Raw genomic sequence first — 22,012 nt, 5'->3', positions numbered from 1 at the left:
AACAAGACGAAGGAAGGCAGGCAGAAGAACCGCCGCGTCACGGCCGTGTTCAGCAGGATATGATCAAGAATCGGTAAATCAACAAAACAGAAAGATCCCATGGCGATCTGTCCTGGGATCTTTCCTGGTTTTTCATTCCCCACAGGGGTAGAACATGAAGGTCAAAGGCACCCGTCAGAAGGCGTTTGACCAGATCAAGGGCAGCATGACCGTGAAACGGACTGGCAGGCCTGCTTCCTTCGATCATCGACAAGCTGACCCCGGAAGGGCAGGTGCCGGAAGGCGACCGGCTTGCACACGGGATCAATCTGTTGACGGGGAAGCTGCTCGGATAAGCACCACACCCGGTAATCCCTTTCGAACATTCATGACACTTCCATGGACGTCCATCCGCTTTTTCGATGGGGCGTTGCGCAAGTGAACCTACCTTTTCCGTTGACCGGCATCGATTCGCATGACGGGAGCACGCCGTGACAGAACAAGAGCTGCTTAGAGAGCTTTCCTTGTTGAGGCAGAGGATCAAGGAACTGGAACAGTCGGAATCCAGACACCGGCAGGCAGAGGAGGAGCTGAAAAGAAGCGAGGAGCAATACCGGACACTCGTTGAAAAAATGCAAGATGCCGTTTATCGCGCGGATTTAAACGGCAATCTCATCTTCACCACGCCTTCTGCTGCCCGGATCCTTGGCTATTCATCCGTGGAAGAAATGATTGGTTTGAATATTGCCAATCATTTTTATCACGATCCCGCAGAAGCTCGAAAGCACGGGGAAATGCTTCGAGAGCAAGGCGTTCTCACACAATACGAAGTTACACTGAAGCGCCGAGATACCGGAAAGCCTGTCACCGTATCGGCAAACACGCAGTTTTACCGCGACAAAGAAGGCAACATCATCGGAATCGAAGGCGTATATAGCGATATTACAGCACGCAAGCGTGCAGAAGAGCAACTTCTCGAAAGCGAGGAGAAGTTTTCCCGCATGTTCCGCATGAGTCCCGACATCATGACCATCAGCCGGCTCAGCGACGGGAAATATATCGACGTCAACGACGAGTTTACCCGGCAAGTCGGATATGGCCGGGAAGAGACGATCGGCCGGACGTCATTGGACCTGGGAATCTGGGTTGATTACTCGGACCGGGATCGAGTGATCGGGCTTCTCCAGGAGAAAGGGGAGATAAACGACGACGAATTCCGGTTCTGCGTAAAGGACGGACGAGTTGTCATCGGCGAGATGTCGGCGAAAGTGATAACATTGGGGGGTGAACAATGCCTTCTCAGTATTTTCCGGGAAATCACAGCAAAGGTCGAGGCCCGGAAGGCCCTGGCGGAAAGTGAGGAGAGATTCCGATCTGTGGTGGAAAAATCCCTGGTTGGAATCGCCATCATCGACGATTCCTTCCGGTATACCTATGTGAATGAGGAGTTCTGCCGTCTTGCCGGGTATTCGGAAAAGGAGATGCTGGGCAGGGACTTCACGTTCCCGCTTATGGAAGAAAGTGCATCGATTACAGCCGAACGTGCCATGCGCCGCCAGAGAGGGGAGGAAGTTCCGTCTCGCTACGAGTTTTCCTTCCGGCAGAAGAAAGGCCCGGAGCGGATCGGCGAGTTGCGAAGTGCCGTGTATCACGACTCGTCCGGCAAGGTAAAAACCCTCATTCAGGTGATCGACACAACCGAAAGCAAGCAGGCTGAAGAAGCTCTCAGGAAGAGCGAGGCGTATTTCCGGGCGATCACCGAGAATGCATCCGACATCCTCGTGATTTCAGACATGGATGGAATCATCACCTATGCAAGTCCTTCTATTGAGCGCATTGCTGGTTACAGCCCGGAGGAATTGACGGGGGTGAACTTCTTCGAGCTGATCGTTCCCGAGGATGTTCCCAGGGTGATGGAAGACTTTGCCCGGGCGCTGCAGACGCAGAACACATATATCCCCAATTCGTTTCGAGTTCGACACAAGGACGGATCGGAACTTGTCTTGGAAGGAGTGGGTGCAAACCTTATCCATGATCCGGCACTGACGGGTTTCGTGATGAGCGCCCGCGACATCACCGAACGCAAGCGGATGGAGGATGCCCTGCGGGAAAAGGAACGCCTGTTGGACCTGATCACGGAAAACATGTCCGACATGATCCGGATAACAGATTTGCAGGGTCGCAATCTTTATGTAAGTCCATCCCATTTCAAAGGTCTCGGTTACAGGATGGAAGAACGGGTTGGCAAGCCTGTTTTTGACATTGTCCACCCAGACGATCTGGAAAGGATGATCAACGTTTTTGCGGACGGCCTCACGAGCAAGCGGGCAGTCATTACTGAATACAGAGTAAGACACGCGGACGGCCATTATGGATGGCTGGAAACGGTGGCGGATCTTCTCAAGGATGACCAGGGGGAAATGACCGCCATCATTATGAGTTCGCGAGACGTTTCTGAACGCAAAAAGGCCGAGGAACGCCTGCAGCGGGCGGAGAAGATGGAAGCCCTGGGGATTCTGGCCGGCGGCGTGGCTCATGACCTGAACAACGTATTGGGTGTTCTCGTTGGCTACTCCGAATTGCTACTGCGGGATTTGCCGGAAGGAAGCCGTGCAGAGAAGCACGCGAAAAATATTCTGCATGGTGGAGAAAGGGCGGCCGCCATCATCCAGGATCTGCTGACCATGGCTCGGCGGGGTGTATCGGTTGCAGAAACGGTGAACCTGAACCGGATCGTAACCGACTGTTTCAAGACCCCCGAATTCGAGTTGATGAAAGCTCATCATCCGGACGTCCGGTTCCTGTGTCAAACGGAGAAGGATCTGTTCAACATCAAGGGGTCGCCTGTTCACCTGAGCAAGTCCATCATGAACCTCCTGTCCAATGCCGCCGAGGCGATTCAGGGAGAAGGGACGGTTACAATCACGACGGAAAACCGCTATGTGGATGCGGCCATCCCCGGCTATGAAGACACCCAGGAAGGCGAGTATGTCGTGTTGACGGTCACGGACACGGGTTCGGGGATTGCTCCTGAAGATATGGGGAGGCTCTTCGAGCCGTTTTACACGAAGAAAGTCATGGGCCGGAGCGGAACAGGCCTCGGTTTGGCAGTGGTCTGGGGAACCGTCAAGGATCACAACGGGTATATCGATGTCCGAACGGAACTGAATAAAGGCACATCGTTTGTTCTGTATTTTCCAGTGACACGCGAGGCTCTGTTGAAAACGGATCAGGCTTTGGCTGAAAGCGAGTACCGAGGGAAGGGCGAAAGTATTTTGATTGTCGATGATGTGGAAGAACAGCGACTTCTGGCCGCCACGATTCTGGAAGGACTGAATTACCGGGTGGCCTTGGCGGCGAGCGGCGAGGAGGCCCTGGAATATCTCCAGGGAAACAAAGCAGACCTGATTGTCCTGGACATGATCATGGATCCTGGCATTGACGGCCTGGAGACATATCACCGGATTCTTGAAATCCGGCCCCAACAGAAGGCGATCATCGTAAGTGGCTTCGCCAGGACGGAGCGGGTCAGCAAAGCCCAGGAGCTTGGCGCCGGTGAATATGTAAAGAAGCCTTATAATATTGAAAGGCTCGGTATGGCCGTTCGTGGTGAGCTGGATCGTGGGAAAATGGAATCTTGATCTTTCCGGAAAATCCGGTACATTACGCGGCGGAAAAAGACCGGAGCGGAAGGCGACATGCCCATTTACGAGTTTTACTGCCGCAATTGCAACACCGTTTACAATTTCTTTTCCCGGACGGCCGATACGGACAAGGTTCCCTTCTGTCCGCGTTGCAAGCGCGTCCGCCTGAAGCGCCAGATGTCCGTTTTTGCAAAGGTCTCCGGAAAACGGGAGGAAGGGGCGGACGCGGACACGGGGATGCCCCCCATCGACGAGGACCGGATGGAAAAGGCCATGTCCATGCTGGCCGGCGAAGCGGACCGCATCAGCGAGGACGACCCCCGGCAGGCTGCCGCCCTGATGCGCAAGCTCTCCGACGCCACGGGCCTGAACCTGGGCCCCGGAATGGAAGAAGCCCTGCGCAGGCTGGAGCGGGGAGAAGATCCAGACCGGATCGAGGAGGAGATGGGGGACCTCCTGGAGGCGGAGGAGCCGTTTCTTTTCGACGGGAAAGGACCCGGTGTAAAGGGAGGGAAGAAGGCCCGGCCGCGGGTGGACGAGACCCTCTACGACCTGTAAAAAAACTTAGATTTTCAGCAGATCTTCCGGTTTCTGCACGATGAAATCAGGTCCCGCCGCCTCCAGGGTCTTCCGGCTGTGCCAGCCCCAGGTGACGGCGACCGCCTTCACCCCCGCCTGCTTCGCCTCGCGGATGTCTCCCGCGGTGTCCCCGATGTAATAGGTACGGTCCGTGCCGATTTCATAGGACTCCATGGCGTGGGCGATCTTGGAGACCTTGCTCAGCATGAAATCGGACCCCAGGATGGCACGGAAGCAGCCGTTGAAGCGGTTGCTCTCCAGCGTCTTCCGGATGGACCGGGAACCGCTGGAGGAGATGATCAGGAGGGCGTTCCCCTCGCACATCTTCTCCAGGACGGGCAACAGGAAGGGAAAGAGCCGCATCGAGGCGAAATCGACCTCCGCGAGGACACCCGGCGAGGCCTTCAGGAACGCCTCCAGGTCCACCCCCCGGCGGACGATCTCCTCGTAGAAGTTCCCCTCGAACAGCTCCAGAAAATCAGCTCGCGTTTTCACGATGGGCTGGCCGATCCGCTCCAGGCACTCCCGGACCGTCCACTCGTAGGTTTCCAGCGAATCGGCGATCACGCCGTCAAAATCAAAGAGAAACAGCTTCATCACAGTCTGCATGCTCCATTCGGGAATCTCCCGCCGGGCCCCGCAGCGTAAAGAGCCGGGCGGGTGGAAACTCCAGCGGAGGTTTGTCCCTATACCCGCAGAATCAGCGGAACGCAAGAGAAGGACAGAAGCTTGATCGCGGGCGTCAGGAGCGGGATTGCAGCAGATCTTCCAGCGCCGACGGAAGATCGGGGAATCGGAAATGGAACCCTTCCTTCAGCAGTCGTCCCGGCATGACCTTCTGTCCTTTCAGAATCACCTCGCCGAACTCGCCCAGGACAAGGCGCATCAGGAAGCCCGGCACCGGCGGAAGAAAGGCGCGGACGCGGAGGGCGTCCGCCAGCGCCCGCGTGAACTCTGCGTTCCGCACCGGACCGGGTGCGGTGCAGTTGAAGGGTCCGTCGAGATCGGTCCGCTCCATCAGGTACAGAAAGATGCGGGCCAGGTCGTCCTCGTGAATCCAGGAAAACCACTGCCTGCCGCTGCCCACGGGGCTTCCGGCATAGAGCCGGAACAGCCGCTCCAGGGGCTCCAGGGCGCCGCCGCCCTTTCCCAGCACGATGCCGAAGCGGCAAATCACCACCCGGGCTCCCGCCTCATGACGGGCCCGTTCCGCCTCGGCTTCCCAGTCCACCGCCAGGCGGGCCAGAAAGTCCCCGCCCGGAGCATTCCCTTCATACAGGTCTCCCTCGTCGTGGAACCCGTAATACCCAACGGCGGAGGTGCTGAGCAGGTGCGCAATCCCCTTGCGCCGTCCCCGAATCGCCTCCACGAGGTTCCGGGTGGTGAGGATCCGGCTCTCCAGGAGGTCCCGCTTGCGCCGCTCCGTCCAGCGGCTGAATATCGAGGCTCCCGCCAGGTTGATGAATGTCTCGTGGGACGCCGCACGCTCCTGCCAGGGTCCGGGCCGGGTCGGGTCCCCCTCCAGGTAGCGGGCTCCCGCCGGCAGCGGCGGCCTTCCCTCCCCCGGTCGTGTCAGGATCGTGACCTCGTGGCCCTTTTCCGTGAGGACCCTCGTCAGGTTCTTCCCCACGAATCCCGTACCTCCCGTCATAAAGACCAGCATCGCGGCCTCCTCCCTGAACTTATCCGTCCGGGTCCGTCAACGGGAACGGGGTTCCGGTTCCAGCCGGTGCCCCCGCACTCAGGCGGCCCTGTCCGCCCGCTTCCGCGTCTCCGTCTTCCGCACCGGGGAAGGGTTTCAGGACACGGGTCGTGCGGTCGATTGTTGCCGCCTCGGGCAGGTCTTTTCCGGCGGCCGAGCCGAGCTCCTTGAACTTTCGGGCGCTCACGAGAACGCGGCTCTCCAGGGAGCCGACGGCGTCGTTGTAGGCCCCGACCGCCCGCTCCAGCCCCGCGCGGAGGCCGTCGAAGTGGCCGGCAAGCGTGAGCAGCCGGTCGTAGAGCGTCTTCCCCAGGTCGCTGATGGCCTGGGCGTTCTCGGCGATCCGCTCCTGCCGCCATCCGTAGGCGACGGCCCGCAAGAGGGCGATCAGGGTGGTCGGCGTCGCCAGGATCACCTTCTGGTTGACTCCGAACTCGATCAGGGAAGGATCCTGCTCGAGGGCGGCGCTGAAGAAGGTCTCCCCGGGGAGAAACAGGACGACGAACTCCGGCGAGGGAGTGACGTGGGCGGAATAGGTCTTGGCGGAGAGCTTGCTCAGATGGACGCGGATCTGCTGGGCATGGGCCTTCAGCCGCTCGATCCGGACCGCCTCGTCCTTCGTCTCCAGCGCATCCAGGTACGCCTCGAGGGGCGCCTTCGAATCGACGACGATGCTCCGGTTGCTCGGGAGGCGGACGATCAGGTCGGGGCGGACCGATCCCTCCCCGGTGACTACAGTCTCCTGCTGGACGAAGTCACAGTACTCCACCATCCCTGCCAGCTCGACGACGCGCTGGAGCTGGATTTCCCCCCAGCGACCCCGGACGACCGGCGCCCGGAGCGCCTTTACGAGGTTCGCCGTCTCCACCGTGAGCTGCGACTGGGCGGACGTCATCGAGCGGATCTGCTCCTGGAGGATCGAATAGGCGGAGGTCCGCTCCTTCTCGATCTCCTGGATCCGGCCGTCCACCCTCTCCAGGGATTCCCGGATCGGGTTCACCAGGGTCTCGACGGCCTGCCGCCGGGCCTCGAGGTCGCCCTTTGCCGCCTCCTGGTATTTCTCCAGGGACGCCTTCGCCAGTTCCAGGAACGACTGGTTGTTGCTCTTGAGGGCCTCCGCCGACAGGGCCTGGAAGGCGTCTCCCAGCTTTCGCCGGGCATCGTCCAAGAGGGCTATTTTCTCGGCCGCACCTTTGCTTTCCTCCTCGGCACGCGCCTCCACCTCGACGACCCGCGCCTGCAGGGCGGACATCTCCGTCCGCAGGCGGTTCAGATCCGACTCCCCGGCCCGGATTGCCTCCTCCAGTTTCGGGATGCGCGCGTTCCGCTCCTCGGCGGCGGCCCGGGCGTTCGATTCGGCTTTCAGCTCCTCCCGGGCGAGCGCCAGCGATTGATCCAGCCGCCCGGCGGTCTCTTTCAGATCCTGGATCTGGAGGTCCTTCGCCGTCAGGCGCTCGGTCAGGGCGGCCTTTTCGCCTTCCCGCAGAGCGGCTCGTTTCCCCAGGACCACCCAGACGACGGCGGCCCCGATCAGAAAGCCGGCCGCCAGGAACACCGGGTACACCCATCCATCCATGGAATCGTCTCCTTTTCGCTGCCGGGGCTATGGCCGATGTATAGAGAAACCGACCTCAGCCCCCTTCCGACGCGGCGCATCAGGGTTGAACGGAATGGACCCGGATCTGCCCCGCCCCCCAGGCTGTCTCCCGGCCCAGGTGGGTCCGCTCGCAAAAACGAAGGCAAGGAAGGAACTCGCCAAGAGGACCTTCATAGGTCACTTCGCCGATAACCCTTCCGGTATGTACGGATGAATCGGGCCGACGCACGGGGCGGGCCTCACCCCTCCGCCGGAGGCTCGATTGCGCAATCCGCACGCCGGCCGCCCTGGAGACGAGCCCGGGTACGTCGATCGCCAGTTGTCCTTTCCCGTAGGTCCTGTTGAGCGTGAGGATCCGGTCCAGGACGGACTGCATCAGGACGGGGAAGGTCAGGAGATCCTCCCGGCTCGACCCGGCGATTCCGACGAGCGGTGACACCAGGTGCACGGTGACGGCGGCAATCGGGGACGACAACGCCTTTTCCGTATCCGCCAGGAATCCCGCCCGCAGGTCTTCGGTATAATCTCCTTCCCGGAGACTGCGCTCACGGCCGTCCCAGACGGTTTCACCGCCGGCATCGACGGAGGCAATGACAAAACGCGAACGCCCCTTTTCCGTTCTCCGCCCGATGCCAAGCCGTCCCATCTCCTCGAAGGTCTGGATGAAATGGAGAAGATGCTCGTTGCTTCTCCCGAACAGGACCAGTCCGAAATCGAAGGGATCCTTGCGCTGGAAAGAGGTCGCGGATGTCTCCGGCGGTTCGATGACAAAGGGAGCGGGGATCGTCGTGGAGCGAATCTTTCCCTTGGGAAACGGGGGCAGAAGATGGTGATTCGCCGGAGGCGGGCTGGAGAACAAGAGCGGATACAGACAGCGCCGGTCAAGGATGCAGCCGGCGCAGTCCTTTTGCTTCATGGCACAGACGACGTGCCGGAGAGCCGGGCCGAAGGTGTTTCGAAAGATCGATCCCTTGGATTCGGGAAGGACGGCATCGTCCAGCAGTGTTCCGTGGAACCGGTAAGATCCGCACAGCATCGGGAAAGTCTCCAGGTGTCCCGCAGCCGCGGGTTCAGGGGGTTCGTCCGGGGAAACAGCGTTCAAAAACAGGCGCTGCACTACCACTTCTTCGACGCGAAAGCAACCTTGCCGCGCCTCAGCGGGGTGATTGCGCTTTCGCGGCATGGAGCACCGCAAGCGATTTCCCGTAGGGGGGCCGGGCGATGCCGGCTTCGGTTACGATGGCGGCGATCAGGCGGGCGGGCGTCACGTCGAAGGCGGGGTTGCAGACGGCAATGCCTTCCGGGGCGATGCGCCGGCCGGCGAGGGTGGTCACTTCCGAGGGATCCCGCTCCTCGATGGGGATGGCATCCCCGTCAGGCGTCGCCGGATCTACCGTGGAGAGGGGGGCGGCGATGGAAAAGGGAATCCCGTGGGCCTCCGCCAGAACGGCCACGCCGTAGGTCCCGATCTTGTTCGCGGCATCGCCGTTGGCGGCAATGCGGTCGGCCCCGGTGATGACCTTCCGGATCGCTCCCCGCTTCATCAGGGATGCCGCCATGTTGTCGGTGATCAGGATGGCGGGGATACCCTCCTTCATCAATTCCCAGGCGGTGAGCCTGGCCCCCTGCAGAACGGGCCGGGTTTCATCCACGTACACGGTCAGCCGCTTCCCCTCCTCGTGGGCCGCCCGGATCACCCCGAGGGCGGTGCCGTATCCGGCCGTCGCCAGGGCACCGGCGTTGCAGTGGGTCAGGACGCCGTCCCCGTCCTCCAGGAGAACCCGTCCGTGAAGGCCCATGGCCCGGTTGGCGGCGATGTCCTCGTCGTGAATGGCGACGGCCTCCCGGAGGAGAGCCTCCCGGATGACCGCGAAACGGTCCGGCCCCGAAACACCGGGCTCTTCGGCCATGGCGGCGCGGAAACGCCTCTTCATTCGCTCGATGGCCCAGAAGAGATTGACCGCCGTCGGACGCGTCCGGGCGAAGGCGTTGCAGATCCGCTCAAAAGAATCCGCCAGGTCGCGATCCGGGGAGGATGGCAGGCTCCGCATACCCAGGGCAATACCCAGGGCGGCGGCCACGCCGATCGCCGGGGCGCCCCGGACGGTGAGATCGCGGATCGCCGAGGCCACGTCCTCCCATTTGCGGAGGACAAGATACCGCTCCTCCAGGGGGAGCGCCTTTTGGTCGATCATCCCGACCGCATCGTCCTGCCAGAAAACCGTCCGGATCATTCCTTCCTCTTTCAGAGCCATACCCTCTTTTTCCACAACTCCCCCGTTACCGCCGGGATATCGCGTACATCTGAAATGCGTCCATCATCACCCGGTGTTGGAGGATTGCCCGGTTCCGCTTCTGTACGGCCCCGTTGTACGCGTTGGCCAGGTGATGGTTGACGACCCTCTCCCAATGGTTCCGGGCATCCTGGGGCATGCTGGGGAGGTCATTCATGGTGTACTGGGATGGGAAGACCTGCCGGAACACGTCCGGAAGCTCTTCCTTCGCCCGGGTTACGGCGGCCTGGGGATCGATGTCCTGCGGATTCCCTCCGATCTGATCGAAGACCCAGCGCTCATAACGGTTCCGGTCCAGCGATCCGTCGGGCGTCGAAATGAGCTGGTAGCTGTACCTTGGATTGGCCGTGGAATCGCTGAAGCGGACGGTTCCCCTCTCGTCGAGGTAGCAGAAGGTCTGCTTCCCTGCCGCAATGCCCGTTGCCGCAGCCCCTCCAGCCAGGGACACCGGGGTCCCCGCGACAGCAGCCAGGCGGGCAACCCGCTCGCCGGAGATGCAGAAATTCAGGTTCTGGCCCCCGCTGAACTGCAGGAAGGCGACGCCGACGACCTCACCCCTGAGATTTGCAACGGGACTCCCGCTGGACCCCGGCGAGATGGGCGCCGTGATCTGGAGGACCCTCCCCCGCTCCGCCGTCTCCCGGATGGCCGAGACGATCCCGTCCGAGACGGTCTGCTCCAGCCCGAAGGGGTTTCCCACGACGACCACACGTTCGCCGACCTCCGGCAGGGACGCCGTCACGGCCAGGGGAAAGCTCTCGGTCCAGGGCATGCTCACCGCCAGCATGGCCAGGTCGGCGGCGGCGTCCCGGGCCGTGATTCCCGCAACGGGATAGACCTTCCCGGAGGAGGTCTTGATCTGGGCGGAGTGGGCGCCGCGCAGGACGTGCAGGTTGGTGACGACCTGCCCGGAGGCGCCGTGGAAGAAGCCGCTTCCCCGGCCGATGCTTTCGCGTTGCTCGTTGTATGTGTAGATCGCCACGACGGACGGGCCGATTTTTCGGTAGAGGGAAGAGACGTCCTGGATCGCACTGCCCGTCGATGCCGGTGCCGGCGGCGCTGCGACGGGAAGTTCCCCCGAAGGTCCGGGAGAAACGACCGCCGGAGGCACCGCCCGATCCCGACCTGCCCAGTAAAAGGCCCCGATGACGACCAGGAGAAAGAGAGGGACGCCGACGGCGACAAGCCGGTGGGAAAAGAGGGTCCTGAGATCGGTCCGCAACTCTCCGAGGCGGCGTCGGTACACCAGCAGGACCGCTGCCAGGAGAACGGCCAGGACCAGCAGGATGTTGAGGATTGTGTTCACGGTCCTTCTCCCGGCCGAGAGCCCCGGATGCGGGTCAAAAAGATCCGGTGCCGCCCTTTCCCGGTCAGGCCCCCGGGAGCATCTTTTTCAGGAGATCGTTGACGAGCTGGGGATTCGCCTTGCCCTGGGTCGCCTTCATGACCTGGCCGACGAAGAAACCGAAGACCTTGTCCTTCCCGGAGCGGAACTGCTCGAGCTGGGCCGGATTGGCCGCCATGACGGACTCGATGGTCGAGACCAGGGCGCTCTCGTCGGTGATCTGGACCAGCCCCTTCTCCTCGATGACGGTCCGGGGCGGCTTGCCGCTCCGGTACATCTCCTCTACGACCTCCTTGGCCATCTTTCCGCTGATGGTGCCGTCCTCGATCAGGGCAATCATCTCCGCCAGGGACTCCGGGGTGATGGGGCAATCCCGGATGCCGCGCCGGTCCTCATTCAGGAACCGCAGGATGTCGCCCATGACCCAGTTGCTGGCCGCCTTCGGCTTGCCGCTGAGCCTGACAACCGCCTCGTAGTAATCCGCCAGCGCCCGGCTGGCCGTGAGAACTCCGGCGTCGTAGGCCGGGATCCCGTATTCCCGGGCGAATCGCTCCCGCTTTTCCAGTGGAAGTTCCGGGAGAGTGCCCCGGATCTCTTCGATCCAGGCGTCGCTTACGGCGATCGGGACAAGATCGGGATCCGGGAAATAGCGGTAGTCGTGGGCCTCCTCCTTGCCGCGCATGGAGTGGGTCACGCCCTGGGTGTCGTCCCACAGCCGCGTCTCCTGCACGACCTGGCCGCCGCTCTCGAGGACGTACTGCTGGCGCTTGATTTCGTATTCCAGGGCTCGCTGGACATTCCGGAAGGAGTTCATGTTCTTCAGCTCGGCCCGGGTGCCGAAGGCCTCCGTCCCGCGGGGACGCAGCGACACGTTGGCGTCGCAGCGGAAGCTCCCCTGCTCCATGTTGCCGTCGCAGACCTCCAGGTAGACCAGGATCTCGTGGAGGCGGCGCAGGTAGGCCGCGGCCTCCTCGGCGCTCCGCATGTCCGGTTCGCTGACGATCTCGATCAGGGGCACGCCGGTCCGGTTCAGGTCCACGTAGCTCGAGGGGTTGTGCTCGTCGTGAATCAGTTTCCCCGCGTCCTCCTCCATGTGGATTCGGGTGATGCCGATTCGCTTTTTCCCGCCGTCGAGCTCGATGTCCACAAACCCGAACTCAGCCAGCGGGAGGGCGTACTGGGAGATCTGGTACCCTTTCGGGAGGTCCGGATAGAAATAGTTCTTCCTGGCGAAGACGCATTCGGGATTGATGCGGCAGGATGTGGCCAGGCTCATCTTCATGGCGAACTCGACCACCTTTTTGTTCAGGACCGGCAGGACCCCCGGCATGCCCTGGCAGACCGGGCAAGTCTCACTGTTGGGGCTCTCCCCGAAGGTGGTGGAGCAGCCGCAGAAGATCTTCGTGTAGGTCAGCATCTGGGCGTGGACTTCCAGCCCGATGACGGGTTCGTATTCCATCAGAGATTCGGTCTCCTTTTCTGAAAATCGGCGCCCGCCTCGTAGGCCGAGGCGAACTGGAGGAGTTTTGCCTCCTGGAAATGGCCTGCCAGGAACTGGACACCGACGGGAAGACCCGTCGTCGTGTACCCGCAGGGAACGGAGATCCCGGGAATTCCAGCCAGGTTCGTCGAGATGGTGAAGACGTCCGACAGGTACATCTGGAGTGGATCGTCGGTTTTTTCGCCGATCCGGAAGGCCGGCGTGGGAGTCGTGGGGGTGAGGATCACGTCGCAGGATCGGAAGGCCTCGTCGAAATCCCTCCGGATGAGGGCCCGTACCTGGGAGGCCTTCTTGTAGTAGGCGTCGTAATATCCCGCCGACAGCACGTAGGTGCCGATCATGATGCGGCGCTTGACCTCCGCGCCGAACCCCTGGGAACGGGTCTTCTTGTACATCTCCAGGAGATCGCGCCCGTCCAGGTTCCGATAGCCGTACTTGACGCCGTCATAGCGGGCCAGATTGGAGGAAGCCTCCGCGGGGGCGATGATGTAATAGACCGCAAGGCAGTACCCGGTGTGGGGCAGGGAGACCGGCACGATCTCGGCGCCGAGTCCTTCCACGACCCTGACGGCCTGCCGCACCAGGCTCTCGACCTCCGGATCGATGCCCTCGATGAAGTACTCTTTCGGGATGCCCACCTTCCAGCCCCGGATGTCCCTTCCGAGGAACTGCCGGTAGTCGGGCACGTCCTCCGGGACCGACGTCGATTCCCGGGGATCGTAGCCGGCGATGGCATTCAGCATGATGGCACAGTCCTCCACGTCCTTGGTAAAGGGACCGATCTGGTCGAGGGACGAGGCGAAGGCCACCAGCCCGAACCGGGAGACGCGGCCGTAGGTGGGCTTCAGCCCCACCACACCGCAGAGGGCCGCCGGCTGGCGGATGGAACCGCCCGTGTCGGACCCCAGGGAGGCAATGCACATGTCGGCGGCCACCGCCGCAGCAGAGCCGCCGCTGGACCCGCCGGGGATGCGGTCGAGGTCCCAGGGGTTCTTCGTCACCCCGAACCAGGACGTCTCCGTCGAGGATCCCATGGCGAACTCGTCCATGTTGGTCTTTCCCGTAAAGACCGCCCCCGCCTCCCGCAGTTTCTCCACGATCGTGGCATCGTAGGGCGCGACGAAGTTCTGGAGGATCCGGGACCCGCAGGTGGTCGGGATGCCCCGGGTGCAGTAAATGTCCTTCAGGGCAATGGGTATGCCCGTCAGGGGCCGGATATCGCCTTTTCGGATTTCCTCGTCCGCCCGGGCCGCCTCCCGGAAGGCATCTTCCTTGAGAAGCGTGATGTAGGCGTGGACACTTTTTTCAATGGCATCGATCCTCCCAAAGACGGATGCAACGATGTCCGTGGAGGACGCCCCGCCGTCGCGGATGATCTGCTGCAGTTCGTGGATGGTCCGTTCACATAGCTCCATGGTTTCCTCTGCCAGAACCGTCATTCAATGACCTTGGGGACACGGAAGAACTCCCCCTTGGGGTCCGGGGCGTTGGACAGGGCCTCCACGATGGGAAGCGAAGAAAGAACCCTGTCTTCCCGGAAGGCGTTCTTCTGCGCGATGGCATGGGTCATCGGCTCCACACCGGCCGTGTCCGCTTCGTTCAGTTTTTCCATATAAAGCAGGATGTCGTTCAACTGGGAGGTGAATTTCTCCATCTCCTCCCCGTCGAACTCCAGTCTTGCCAGATGGGCCACGTAGGCCACTTCCTCTTTCGTGATCTTCAAGACACAATCCTCCGGTTACACTTAAAAAACAGGCCAGTAGGGGGCCAGACGCTCCATGGCCTTGTTCAGGACGGAACCTCTCCACATGACGGCATCGGCCTCCAGGCGATCCAGTTCGTCCTCGCCGGCACGGGTTTCGTCCGTCAACTCCCTCAGTACGGCCCGGACAGAACGGGCAAGGTTCCGCAGGTCATATCCCCCTTCCAGCACCAGCACCACCCGCCCGCCACAGAGTTCATCGGCCATGTTCATAAGGAGCCTCGTCAGGCAGGCGAAGCCGTCCGGCGTCACCCGCAAATCCCCCAGGGGATCCCCGTCGCACGTATCGAAACCGGCGGATACCAGGATCAACTCCGGCCGGAAGACATGGACGACAGGCTGCAGGATCTGCCGGTAGACCTTCACGAAGTGGGGATTCCCCGATCCGGCGGCAAGGGGGATGTTGATGGTGTAGCCCTTCGCCTCTCCCCGGCCGATCTCGTCGAGAGACCCGGAGCCCGGGTACGCCGGATACTGGTGGGTGGAAAAATAGATCACCCTCCGGTCTCCATAGAACAGATCCTGGGTCCCGTTCCCGTGGTGAAGGTCCCAGTCGACGATCAGGATCCGCTTGAGTCCGCGGGCCGAAAGGGCATGGGCAGCGCCGAGGGCGATGTTGTTGAAGATGCAGAAGCCGCCGGAGGAGTGCCTCTCCGCGTGATGTCCCGGAGGCCGGATGAAGGCGAAGGCGTTGTCCAGGGAACCGTCCAGAACGGCGTCCACGGCGTTGAGAACGCCGCCCACGGCCAGGAGGGCCGTGTCAAAGGAATCCGCCGAGGCCTCCGTGTCTGGATCCAGGGGAGTGCAGGGCTCTCCCGCCGTCGCGGCGATCCTCCGGAAATACGCCTCCGAGTGGAGCCGCAGGATCTCGTCCCGGGTGGCATGCCTGGCGGGGATGGGAAAGAGCTTTCCGGCCATGTCCGGCAAGTCAAGGAGGGCATGGATGGCCTCGAGGCGTCGATTGTTCTCCGGGTGAAAATCGTCGCACCCATGACGCAAGTATCGATTGTCCCTGACGATCCCTGTTTTTCTGGCCATGGCTCCCTCGATTCGGCCCGAGGCATCGCCGGAGACCTCCGACGACGTTTCCATCGGACCGCTCCGTACCACAAGGTCCCCCAAAATGCAAAGGATTTGGCCCACAGGAGCGCCGGGAAAAAGGATTGACAAACCCCGGGAAGTGCACCTATATACCGCCAATCACGGATAAGGGGGCAGCGGTTGCCATGTTCGGCATCGGCATGCAGGAACTGATCATCATCGCCATCATCGCCCTCCTGGTCGTCGGCCCCAAGAAGCTGCCCGACCTGGCGAAATCCCTCGGCAAGGGATTCTCGGAGTTCAAGAGAGCCGCCGAGGATGTGTCGGAAGGAGTGAAAAACTCCCTCCAGACCGACGATCTGAAGAAGGAGGCGGAGGATCTGAAGAACACTGTTACGGAAAACGAAAAGAACGCCGACAAGAAGGAAGAAGTACCTGATTCCACTCCTGAAACCGCCTCCGCCCCGCCCTCGAAACCCCAGGATTCGTCGCATTCCTGACGGGTCCCGACAGCGTATCCGCCGCCGGTCATGAACGATACCACCGAAGAGAAGATGCCCCTGACGAGTCATCTGGAGGAGCTGAGGACGCGCCTGGTGCGGATCCTTATCGTTGTGGGACTCGGCTTCGTCGCCTGTTATGTTCTCAAGGATTTCTTCTTCCAGATCATCACGAAACCCCTGGCCGACGCGATGCCGAAGTACAGCCACATGATCTTCACGGGGCTACCGGAGGCGTTTTTCATCTACATGAAGATCGCCTTCTTCGCCTCCCTCTTTATCACAAGCCCCTATACCCTGTACCAGGTCTGGAAATTCATCTCCCCGGGGCTTTACAAGCAGGAAAAGCGGTATGTGGTTCCTTTTGTCCTCTCATCGACGCTCCTGTTCGCCGGCGGCGTCCTGTTCGGTTATTTCATCGCGCTGCCGCCGGCCTTTGCATTCTTCCTTGAATTCTCGACGGATTTCCTGAAGCCGATGATCTCCTTCCGGGAGTACCTGGATCTTTCTCTCAAGTTTCTCCTGGCCTTCGGTCTCTCCTTCGAAATGCCCGTGTTCATCTTCTTCATGACCAAGATCGGGATCGTGAATCCCCGGATGCTATCCCGGCAGCGCCGGTACGCCATCCTCGTCATTTTCATCGCCGCCGCCGTGCTCACTCCCTCGCCGGACGCCCTCAGCCAGATCCTGATGGCCATCCCGCTCCTGTTCCTCTACGAGATCAGCATTATCGTGTCCCGCTTCGCAGAGAAGAAAAAGAAGGGGAAAAAAGAAGAGGAAGAGGAGCCCACCGAGGCTTGATCATGGCCGGAAATCACGCGCAGAAAAAGCATAAAGCAGGGAACCCCTCGGGAATCGCGACGCTTTTGATCGCGTTGACGCTCACCGTGGTCGCCCTCCTGGTGATCGGGAGTACTCTGCTTTATTATATTCTCCTGAAGGAGCTGCCGAGCATCGCCACCCTGAAGGACTACCGGCCCAGCATCGCCACGCGGGTCTACTCCGATAATGACGAGCTGATCGACGAATTCTTCCTGGAGGACCGGAAGGTCGTCCGCATTCAGGACCTGCCCCCGATGGTCGTCCAGGCATTTGTGGCCGCGGAGGACGCGCGGTTCTACCAGCACCGCGGCTTCGATCTGCAGAGCATATCCAGGGCGTTTTTCAAGAACATCGAGGCGGGACGGGTCGTCCAGGGAGGGAGCACCATCACGCAGCAGGTGGCCAAATCCCTGTTTCTGACACCCGAGAGGAGCTACATCCGGAAGATCAAGGAAGCCGTCCTCGCCTTCAAGATCGACCGCTATCTCACCAAAGACGAGATCCTCCACCTCTACCTGAATCACATATACCTGGGACACGGAACCTACGGCGTGGAGGCGGCCGCGGAGGCCTATTTCGGCAAAAGCGCCCGGAACCTCACTCTGCCGGAAGCGGCCATGCTGGCCGGGCTTCCGAAGGCACCCAGCAATTATTCGCCTTACAACAATCTGGAGCGCGCGAAGCAGCGGCAGGCCTATACCCTGGACCGGATGGTCGAAAGCGGATACATCACCGAGGAGCAGAAAAACGCGGCCCTTGCGGTAAAGCTGAATCTCCGGTCCGTGCGGCCCAAGGACAAGATCGCCCCCTATTTCGTGGAAAACATCCGGCGGTATGTCCAGGAAAAATACGGAAGCGACGTGTTGTATAAGGAGGGGCTCGAAATTTACACGACGCTGAACATCCCCATGCAGACCGCAGCAAGGGATGCCGTGGAGCGGGGGCTCCAGGAAATGGAAAAGCGGGAAAAATACACCGTCGGGACCGTCCAGGGGGCGCTGTACTGCATGGAAGCACGCACCGGGGCCATCAAAGCCATGGTGGGCGGACGGGATTTCAAGAAAAGTGAGTTCAACCGGGCGACCCAGTCCCGCCGCCAGCCGGGTTCGTCATTCAAGCCCATCATCTACACGGCCGCCTTCGACAAGGAGATGACCCCGTCCACCCGGATCGACGACTCCCCCCTCCAGTTCCCGGATCCCTCCAAGCCCGACGGATACTGGCGCCCCCGTAACTTTGACGGCAAGTTCAACGGCCCAACGACCCTGCGGAGCGCCCTGGTCCATTCGCGGAACGTCGTCACTGTCAAGATCCTCCAGTCCATCGGCGTGGACTATGCCGTATCGTATGCCGCCAATATGGGGATTGCCTCGCCTCTGCCCCGGAACCTCTCCCTCGCCCTGGGCTCGGCCAACGTCACCCTGGAGGAGATGGTCCGGGCCTTCGGAGTCCTGGCAAACCAGGGAAAGCGGGTGACACCCTTCATGATTCGCAGGATCGTTGATCGGACAGGCCAGGTCTTCGAAGAAACCCAGGTCCGGGAGGAGCAGGTCATCGATCCGCGCATCGCCTTTCTATCCACCTACGTCATGCAGGGCGTGATTCAGAGTGGCACGGGAACCCGGGTAAAGGGAATCGGCCGTCCCGCCGCCGGCAAGACGGGAACCACCAACGACATGCGTGACGCGTGGTTTATCGGTTATACGCCCTCCCTGGTGACGGGTGTCTGGGTTGGATTCGACCAGGAACGGGCCCTGGGGAGACAGGAGGTCGGGGGCAGGGCAGCCGCTCCCATCTGGCTGTATTACATGGAAAAGGCCGTCCAGGGAGTTCCCATCGAACCGTTCCCGGTACCCAGGGGAATTGTCTTTGTCAAGGTGGACCCCCATTCGGGACAACCTGTCCGGTATTCCGAAGGAGCCCTTTACGAGGCCTTCCTGGAAGGGGCCACACCGGAGGGATCATCCGTCGTGGACAGCGGCCAGGTCCCCAAAAAACTGCCCGAAGATGACGAGGACGCATCTTTCTGAATGTACTGTTTGTTTTTTCAGCTTGACATTTCCTTCTTCTTCGGTAAAGTAGCCTCCACTTTGAGCCAAAGGAACGGATGAGCGTGAAACCCTTTTCAGAGAAAGACCGCAGCGTAGTCGTAGCCGTAGTAGTAGTCGTTCGGGCGGGGACCGCTGCGTCGTTCCTGTGAAGGGTTGACATAGGAAAACGAGCCGCGGATCCCCAGACGGACCGCGGCTTTTTTTATGACCACGAAAAGCCGCACGCAAAGAGCCTGCGGCTTTTTCATTTTGAACCAGCGAAAGGAGTCTGAACAATGAGCACCATCGGCGCGGACATCGTCATCCAGATCCTTCGGGAGAGGGGGGTGGATGTTATCTTCGGCTTCCCCGGCGCCAATTCCCTCCCGTTGAACGACCGCCTTATGGAAAGCCCCATCCGGCATTACCTGGTCCGCCATGAACAGGCAGCGGCCCATGCCGCCGACGGATATGCAAGGGCAACCGGAAAAGTGGGAGTCTGCCTGTCCACGTCCGGCCCCGGGGCAACAAACATGGTCACGGGGATCGCCACGGCCTACATGGATTCATCCCCCCTGGTCGCCCTGACGGCCCAGGTCAACACGAGCCTTCTCGGCCGCGACGCCTTCCAGGAGACGGATATCATCAGCATGACCATCCCCGTCACCAAGCACAGCTTCCAGGTGAAAGACGTTCACAGCCTCGCTTCCAATCTTCGCGAGGCATTTGACATTGCAACCTCGGGACGGCCCGGTCCCGTCCTGGTCGATCTTCCCCGGGATATCCTTGCGGCGAAATGCGATCCAGCGGGACCGGCGGATGAGCCCCGCCGGAACGGAATCAAGAACGGCACCGACGGCAGGGAGGCCATCGAGAGGATCGCCCGGGCGCTCAACCAGAGCGAGCGCCCCGTGATTATCATCGGCGGCGGGGTCAAGCTGGCCAATGCCTGCGACCTCATGGGAGATTTGATCACCAGAACACAGATCCCCTTTGTCACGACCATGATGGGAGTGGGATCGGTGAACGCCGCTAACGGACTGAATCTCGGTTTTATCGGCTCGCACGGGTTTGAACTGGCAAACAGCATCGTCCACCAGTCCGACTTCATCCTCGCCGTGGGAACCCGCTTCACCGACCGGAGCACGTCCCGGATTGACGAGTTCGCCCCGCTGGCAATGGTTGCACACATCGATATCGACCCCACCTCCATCAGCAAGAACGTCAAGGCGGACCTGCATTACTCGGGGGATGCCCTCGATGCCCTTCAGGCCCTGACCCCGATGATTGAACCAAAGGATCGTCTGGAATGGATGAACCGGATTCATGAAGAGCGGAGTACGATGGATGAAAAGACTCCCGATCGGGGCTGCGGTCCCGCGGGGGAGTTTATACGCAGGGTTCAGGAGGCCCTCCCGGATGGAACCATGGCGGTGGCCGACGTTGGACTCAATCAGATCTGGACGGTCCGCTCCTGGCGAACCCGGACCCCCCGCTGCCTGTTGACGAGCGGTGGAATGGGCACCATGGGATTCAGCGTCCCCGCCGCCATCGGGGCAAAGATCGGGGCTGCCGACCGCAGCGTCATCGCCATCACGGGAGACGGCGGATTCTACATGAACATGCAAGAACTGGCCACCATCCGGTATTACAACCTTCCGGTCAAGATCGTTGTCTTCAACAATGGCCACCTGGGGATGATCCGCCAGATCCAGAACCTTTTCTTTGACGGCCGATACAACAGCATCGAATTGGGCGGAGGAACGGATTTCGTAGCCGCTGCCCGCGCCTTCGGCATTCCCGCCAGCCGGGTCCGCATCGACAATGCCCCGGACGAAGGCATTGATGCTCTGGCGAAAACCGATGGCCCTTACCTCCTGGAAGCCGTCGTGGACTGTGAAAACTACGTGTTCCCCATCATCCCGCCGGGTCGCTCCAATGTGGAGATGATCTTCGGCCAGGCGGACTGAAATGCATAAAACAGAAGGAAAGGAACGAGTCAGATGACCATTGAAGAACGAACCCTCTCCATGCTGGTGAACAACCGTCCGGGCGTCCTGTCCCGGATCGCCGCCGTCTTCAGCAGCCGCGGGTACAACATCAACACCCTCTGCGTTGCGGAGACGATCGATCCGGACGTTTCGCGAATCACCCTGACAAGCTCAGCCGACAGTGATTTCACGGACAAAATCAAGAAGCAGCTTTATAAACTGGTCGATGTAATCGAGGTTTCGGATTTTTCCGGTCCGGCGTTTCTGCACCGGGAATTGATGATTTTCGGTGTGAAGGTTGCTCCTGAGACCCGGATCGAGATCATGCGGGCGATTGAACGTTTCGGCTGCCGCATCGCTACCATGAGCCAGAACTATTATATCCTTGAGTCGACAGGCTCCAGGGCTGAAAATGAAGCGGTGCTTGCCTATTTCGATCCGTTCGGCGTGGAGGAGATGAACCGGACAGGCTCCGTGGCGCTCAAGAAAACCGCCGGGACAGATGTATCCCTGCAGGCATCCTGAATGACACTACCTTGATGAATGGTTTTCCATGGCGATGATCCCATAGGGTCATCGCCGCTTTTTTTATCGCTGCTAAAAATCGTTCGACTGACACTACCCTACCCGACCAACCACTCGTCCAACATCCCGGTCCTTTAAACCCGGGCACCATAAAAAAGCCCCCTCGGTTTCCCGAGGGGGCTTCGATATTGTATCCCGGCGGTTACCTACTCTCCCACACAGTCACCCATGCAGTACCATCGGCGCCAGAGAGCTTAACTTCCGTGTTCGGAATGGGAACGGGTGTTTCCTCTCCGCTATAACCACCGGAATATCATCCAGTATTCAACAATTGCATTCGTGAAAGCCCTCTGAGTGAAAATAATATGGTCAAGCCGCACGGCCAATTAGTATCGGTAAGCTGAACGCATTACTACGCTTGCACTCCCGACCTATCAACCTCGTAGTCTACGAGGGGCCTTCAGTCCTGATGTCTCCACCAGGAGGGATATCTCATCTTGAGGGGGGCTTCCCGCTTAGATGCTTTCAGCGGTTATCCCGTCCGAACTTAGCTACCCAGCGGTGCCGCTGGCGCGACAACTGGAACACCATTGGTTCGTCCATCCCGGTCCTCTCGTACTAGGGACAGCTCCTCTCAAATATCCTGCGCCCACAACAGATAGGGACCGAACTGTCTCACGACGTTCTGAACCCAGCTCAC

18 protein-coding genes and 2 rRNA genes are annotated in these 22,012 nt (G+C 60.7%); 7 read left to right on the top strand and 13 right to left on the bottom strand.

From position 1 onward, the window contains the following. Nucleotides 1-470 precede the first annotated feature (470 nt). Nucleotides 471-3,620, top strand: a complete 3,150-nt coding sequence (locus PLO63_17585; protein ID HOI75955.1) for a PAS domain S-box protein — start codon at nt 471-473, stop codon at nt 3,618-3,620. Between the two features lie 57 nt (nt 3,621-3,677). Then, nucleotides 3,678-4,181 (top strand): zinc ribbon domain-containing protein, encoded by a 504-nt coding sequence (locus PLO63_17580; GenBank protein ID HOI75954.1) that lies wholly within the window; start codon nt 3,678-3,680, stop codon nt 4,179-4,181. A gap of 6 nt (nt 4,182-4,187) precedes the next feature. Here PLO63_17580 and PLO63_17575 read toward each other — a convergent pair whose 3' ends face one another. The 10 genes from PLO63_17575 to PLO63_17530 form a co-directional block, all read right to left on the bottom strand. Then, nucleotides 4,188-4,811 (bottom strand): HAD family hydrolase, encoded by a 624-nt coding sequence (locus PLO63_17575; protein ID HOI75953.1) that lies wholly within the window; start codon nt 4,809-4,811, stop codon nt 4,188-4,190. A gap of 133 nt (nt 4,812-4,944) precedes the next feature. Beyond that, nucleotides 4,945-5,865, bottom strand: coding sequence for a TIGR01777 family oxidoreductase (locus PLO63_17570; GenBank protein ID HOI75952.1), 921 nt, complete (start codon nt 5,863-5,865; stop codon nt 4,945-4,947). Nucleotides 5,866-5,884: 19 nt separating this feature from the next. Further along, nucleotides 5,885-7,480, bottom strand: a complete 1,596-nt coding sequence (gene rmuC, locus PLO63_17565) for a DNA recombination protein RmuC (protein HOI75951.1) — start codon at nt 7,478-7,480, stop codon at nt 5,885-5,887. Between the two features lie 79 nt (nt 7,481-7,559). Then, nucleotides 7,560-8,537 (bottom strand): CRISPR system precrRNA processing endoribonuclease RAMP protein Cas6, encoded by a 978-nt coding sequence (cas6, locus tag PLO63_17560; protein HOI75950.1) that lies wholly within the window; start codon nt 8,535-8,537, stop codon nt 7,560-7,562. Nucleotides 8,538-8,655: 118 nt separating this feature from the next. Continuing rightward, the gene (gene mtnA, locus PLO63_17555) at nt 8,656-9,756 is read right to left on the bottom strand and encodes an S-methyl-5-thioribose-1-phosphate isomerase (GenBank protein ID HOI75949.1); all 1,101 of its coding nucleotides are present in this window, start codon (nt 9,754-9,756) and stop codon (nt 8,656-8,658) included. Nucleotides 9,757-9,781: 25 nt separating this feature from the next. Further along, a complete protein-coding gene (locus PLO63_17550) occupies nt 9,782-11,101 on the bottom strand; it encodes a S1C family serine protease (protein HOI75948.1) in 1,320 nt (439 codons plus the stop codon). Nucleotides 11,102-11,165: 64 nt separating this feature from the next. Continuing rightward, complete coding sequence (gatB, locus tag PLO63_17545; GenBank protein ID HOI75947.1) at nt 11,166-12,599, bottom strand: Asp-tRNA(Asn)/Glu-tRNA(Gln) amidotransferase subunit GatB; 1,434 nt, start codon at nt 12,597-12,599, stop codon at nt 11,166-11,168. Then, complete coding sequence (gatA, locus tag PLO63_17540; protein HOI75946.1) at nt 12,599-14,080, bottom strand: Asp-tRNA(Asn)/Glu-tRNA(Gln) amidotransferase subunit GatA; 1,482 nt, start codon at nt 14,078-14,080, stop codon at nt 12,599-12,601. Before gatA ends, gatB begins: the two co-directional genes overlap by 1 nt. Beyond that, nucleotides 14,077-14,364 carry an Asp-tRNA(Asn)/Glu-tRNA(Gln) amidotransferase subunit GatC gene (gene gatC, locus PLO63_17535; GenBank protein HOI75945.1) on the bottom strand — a complete coding sequence of 96 codons (288 nt, stop codon included), beginning with the start codon at nt 14,362-14,364 and terminating at the stop codon, nt 14,077-14,079. Before gatC ends, gatA begins: the two co-directional genes overlap by 4 nt. A 21-nt stretch (nt 14,365-14,385) precedes the next feature. After that, nucleotides 14,386-15,495: a histone deacetylase gene (locus tag PLO63_17530; protein HOI75944.1), complete on the bottom strand. Its 1,110-nt coding sequence runs from the start codon at nt 15,493-15,495 to the stop codon at nt 14,386-14,388. A 134-nt stretch (nt 15,496-15,629) separates the two neighbouring features. Here PLO63_17530 and tatB point away from each other — a divergent pair, with 134 nt between their 5' ends. From tatB to PLO63_17515, 3 genes are read left to right on the top strand one after another with little or no spacing between them, the layout of a single operon-like run. Further along, nucleotides 15,630-15,944: a Sec-independent protein translocase protein TatB gene (gene tatB / locus PLO63_17525; GenBank protein ID HOI75943.1), complete on the top strand. Its 315-nt coding sequence runs from the start codon at nt 15,630-15,632 to the stop codon at nt 15,942-15,944. Nucleotides 15,945-15,974: 30 nt separating this feature from the next. Further along, on the top strand, nt 15,975-16,745 hold the full coding sequence (gene tatC, locus PLO63_17520) for a twin-arginine translocase subunit TatC (protein HOI75942.1): 771 nt from the start codon (nt 15,975-15,977) through the stop codon (nt 16,743-16,745). A 2-nt stretch (nt 16,746-16,747) separates the two neighbouring features. Then, on the top strand, nt 16,748-18,796 hold the full coding sequence (locus PLO63_17515) for a PBP1A family penicillin-binding protein (protein HOI75941.1): 2,049 nt from the start codon (nt 16,748-16,750) through the stop codon (nt 18,794-18,796). A 95-nt stretch (nt 18,797-18,891) separates the two neighbouring features. On the opposite strand, the gene PLO63_17510 is transcribed toward PLO63_17515, so the two are convergent. Beyond that, nucleotides 18,892-19,029, bottom strand: coding sequence for a hypothetical protein (locus PLO63_17510; protein HOI75940.1), 138 nt, complete (start codon nt 19,027-19,029; stop codon nt 18,892-18,894). A 63-nt stretch (nt 19,030-19,092) separates the two neighbouring features. Here PLO63_17510 and ilvB point away from each other — a divergent pair, with 63 nt between their 5' ends. Together ilvB and ilvN are read left to right on the top strand one after the other, a co-directional pair. Next, nucleotides 19,093-20,766: a biosynthetic-type acetolactate synthase large subunit gene (gene ilvB, locus PLO63_17505; GenBank protein ID HOI75939.1), complete on the top strand. Its 1,674-nt coding sequence runs from the start codon at nt 19,093-19,095 to the stop codon at nt 20,764-20,766. A 33-nt stretch (nt 20,767-20,799) separates the two neighbouring features. Then, nucleotides 20,800-21,312 carry an acetolactate synthase small subunit gene (gene ilvN / locus PLO63_17500; GenBank protein ID HOI75938.1) on the top strand — a complete coding sequence of 171 codons (513 nt, stop codon included), beginning with the start codon at nt 20,800-20,802 and terminating at the stop codon, nt 21,310-21,312. A gap of 193 nt (nt 21,313-21,505) precedes the next feature. Here the strand turns inward: ilvN and rrf are convergent. Together rrf and PLO63_17490 are read right to left on the bottom strand one after the other, a co-directional pair. Then, a 5S ribosomal RNA gene (rrf, locus tag PLO63_17495) occupies nt 21,506-21,622 on the bottom strand. Between the two features lie 55 nt (nt 21,623-21,677). Next, a 23S ribosomal RNA gene (locus PLO63_17490) occupies nt 21,678-22,012 on the bottom strand; the annotation flags it as partial.

This window comes from Syntrophales bacterium, from assembly GCA_035363115.1.
GTDB lineage: Bacteria > Desulfobacterota > Syntrophia > Syntrophales > PHBD01 > PHBD01.
Note: the sequence above shows the minus strand (reverse complement) of the source record. Positions and strands in the feature narration are given on the sequence as shown.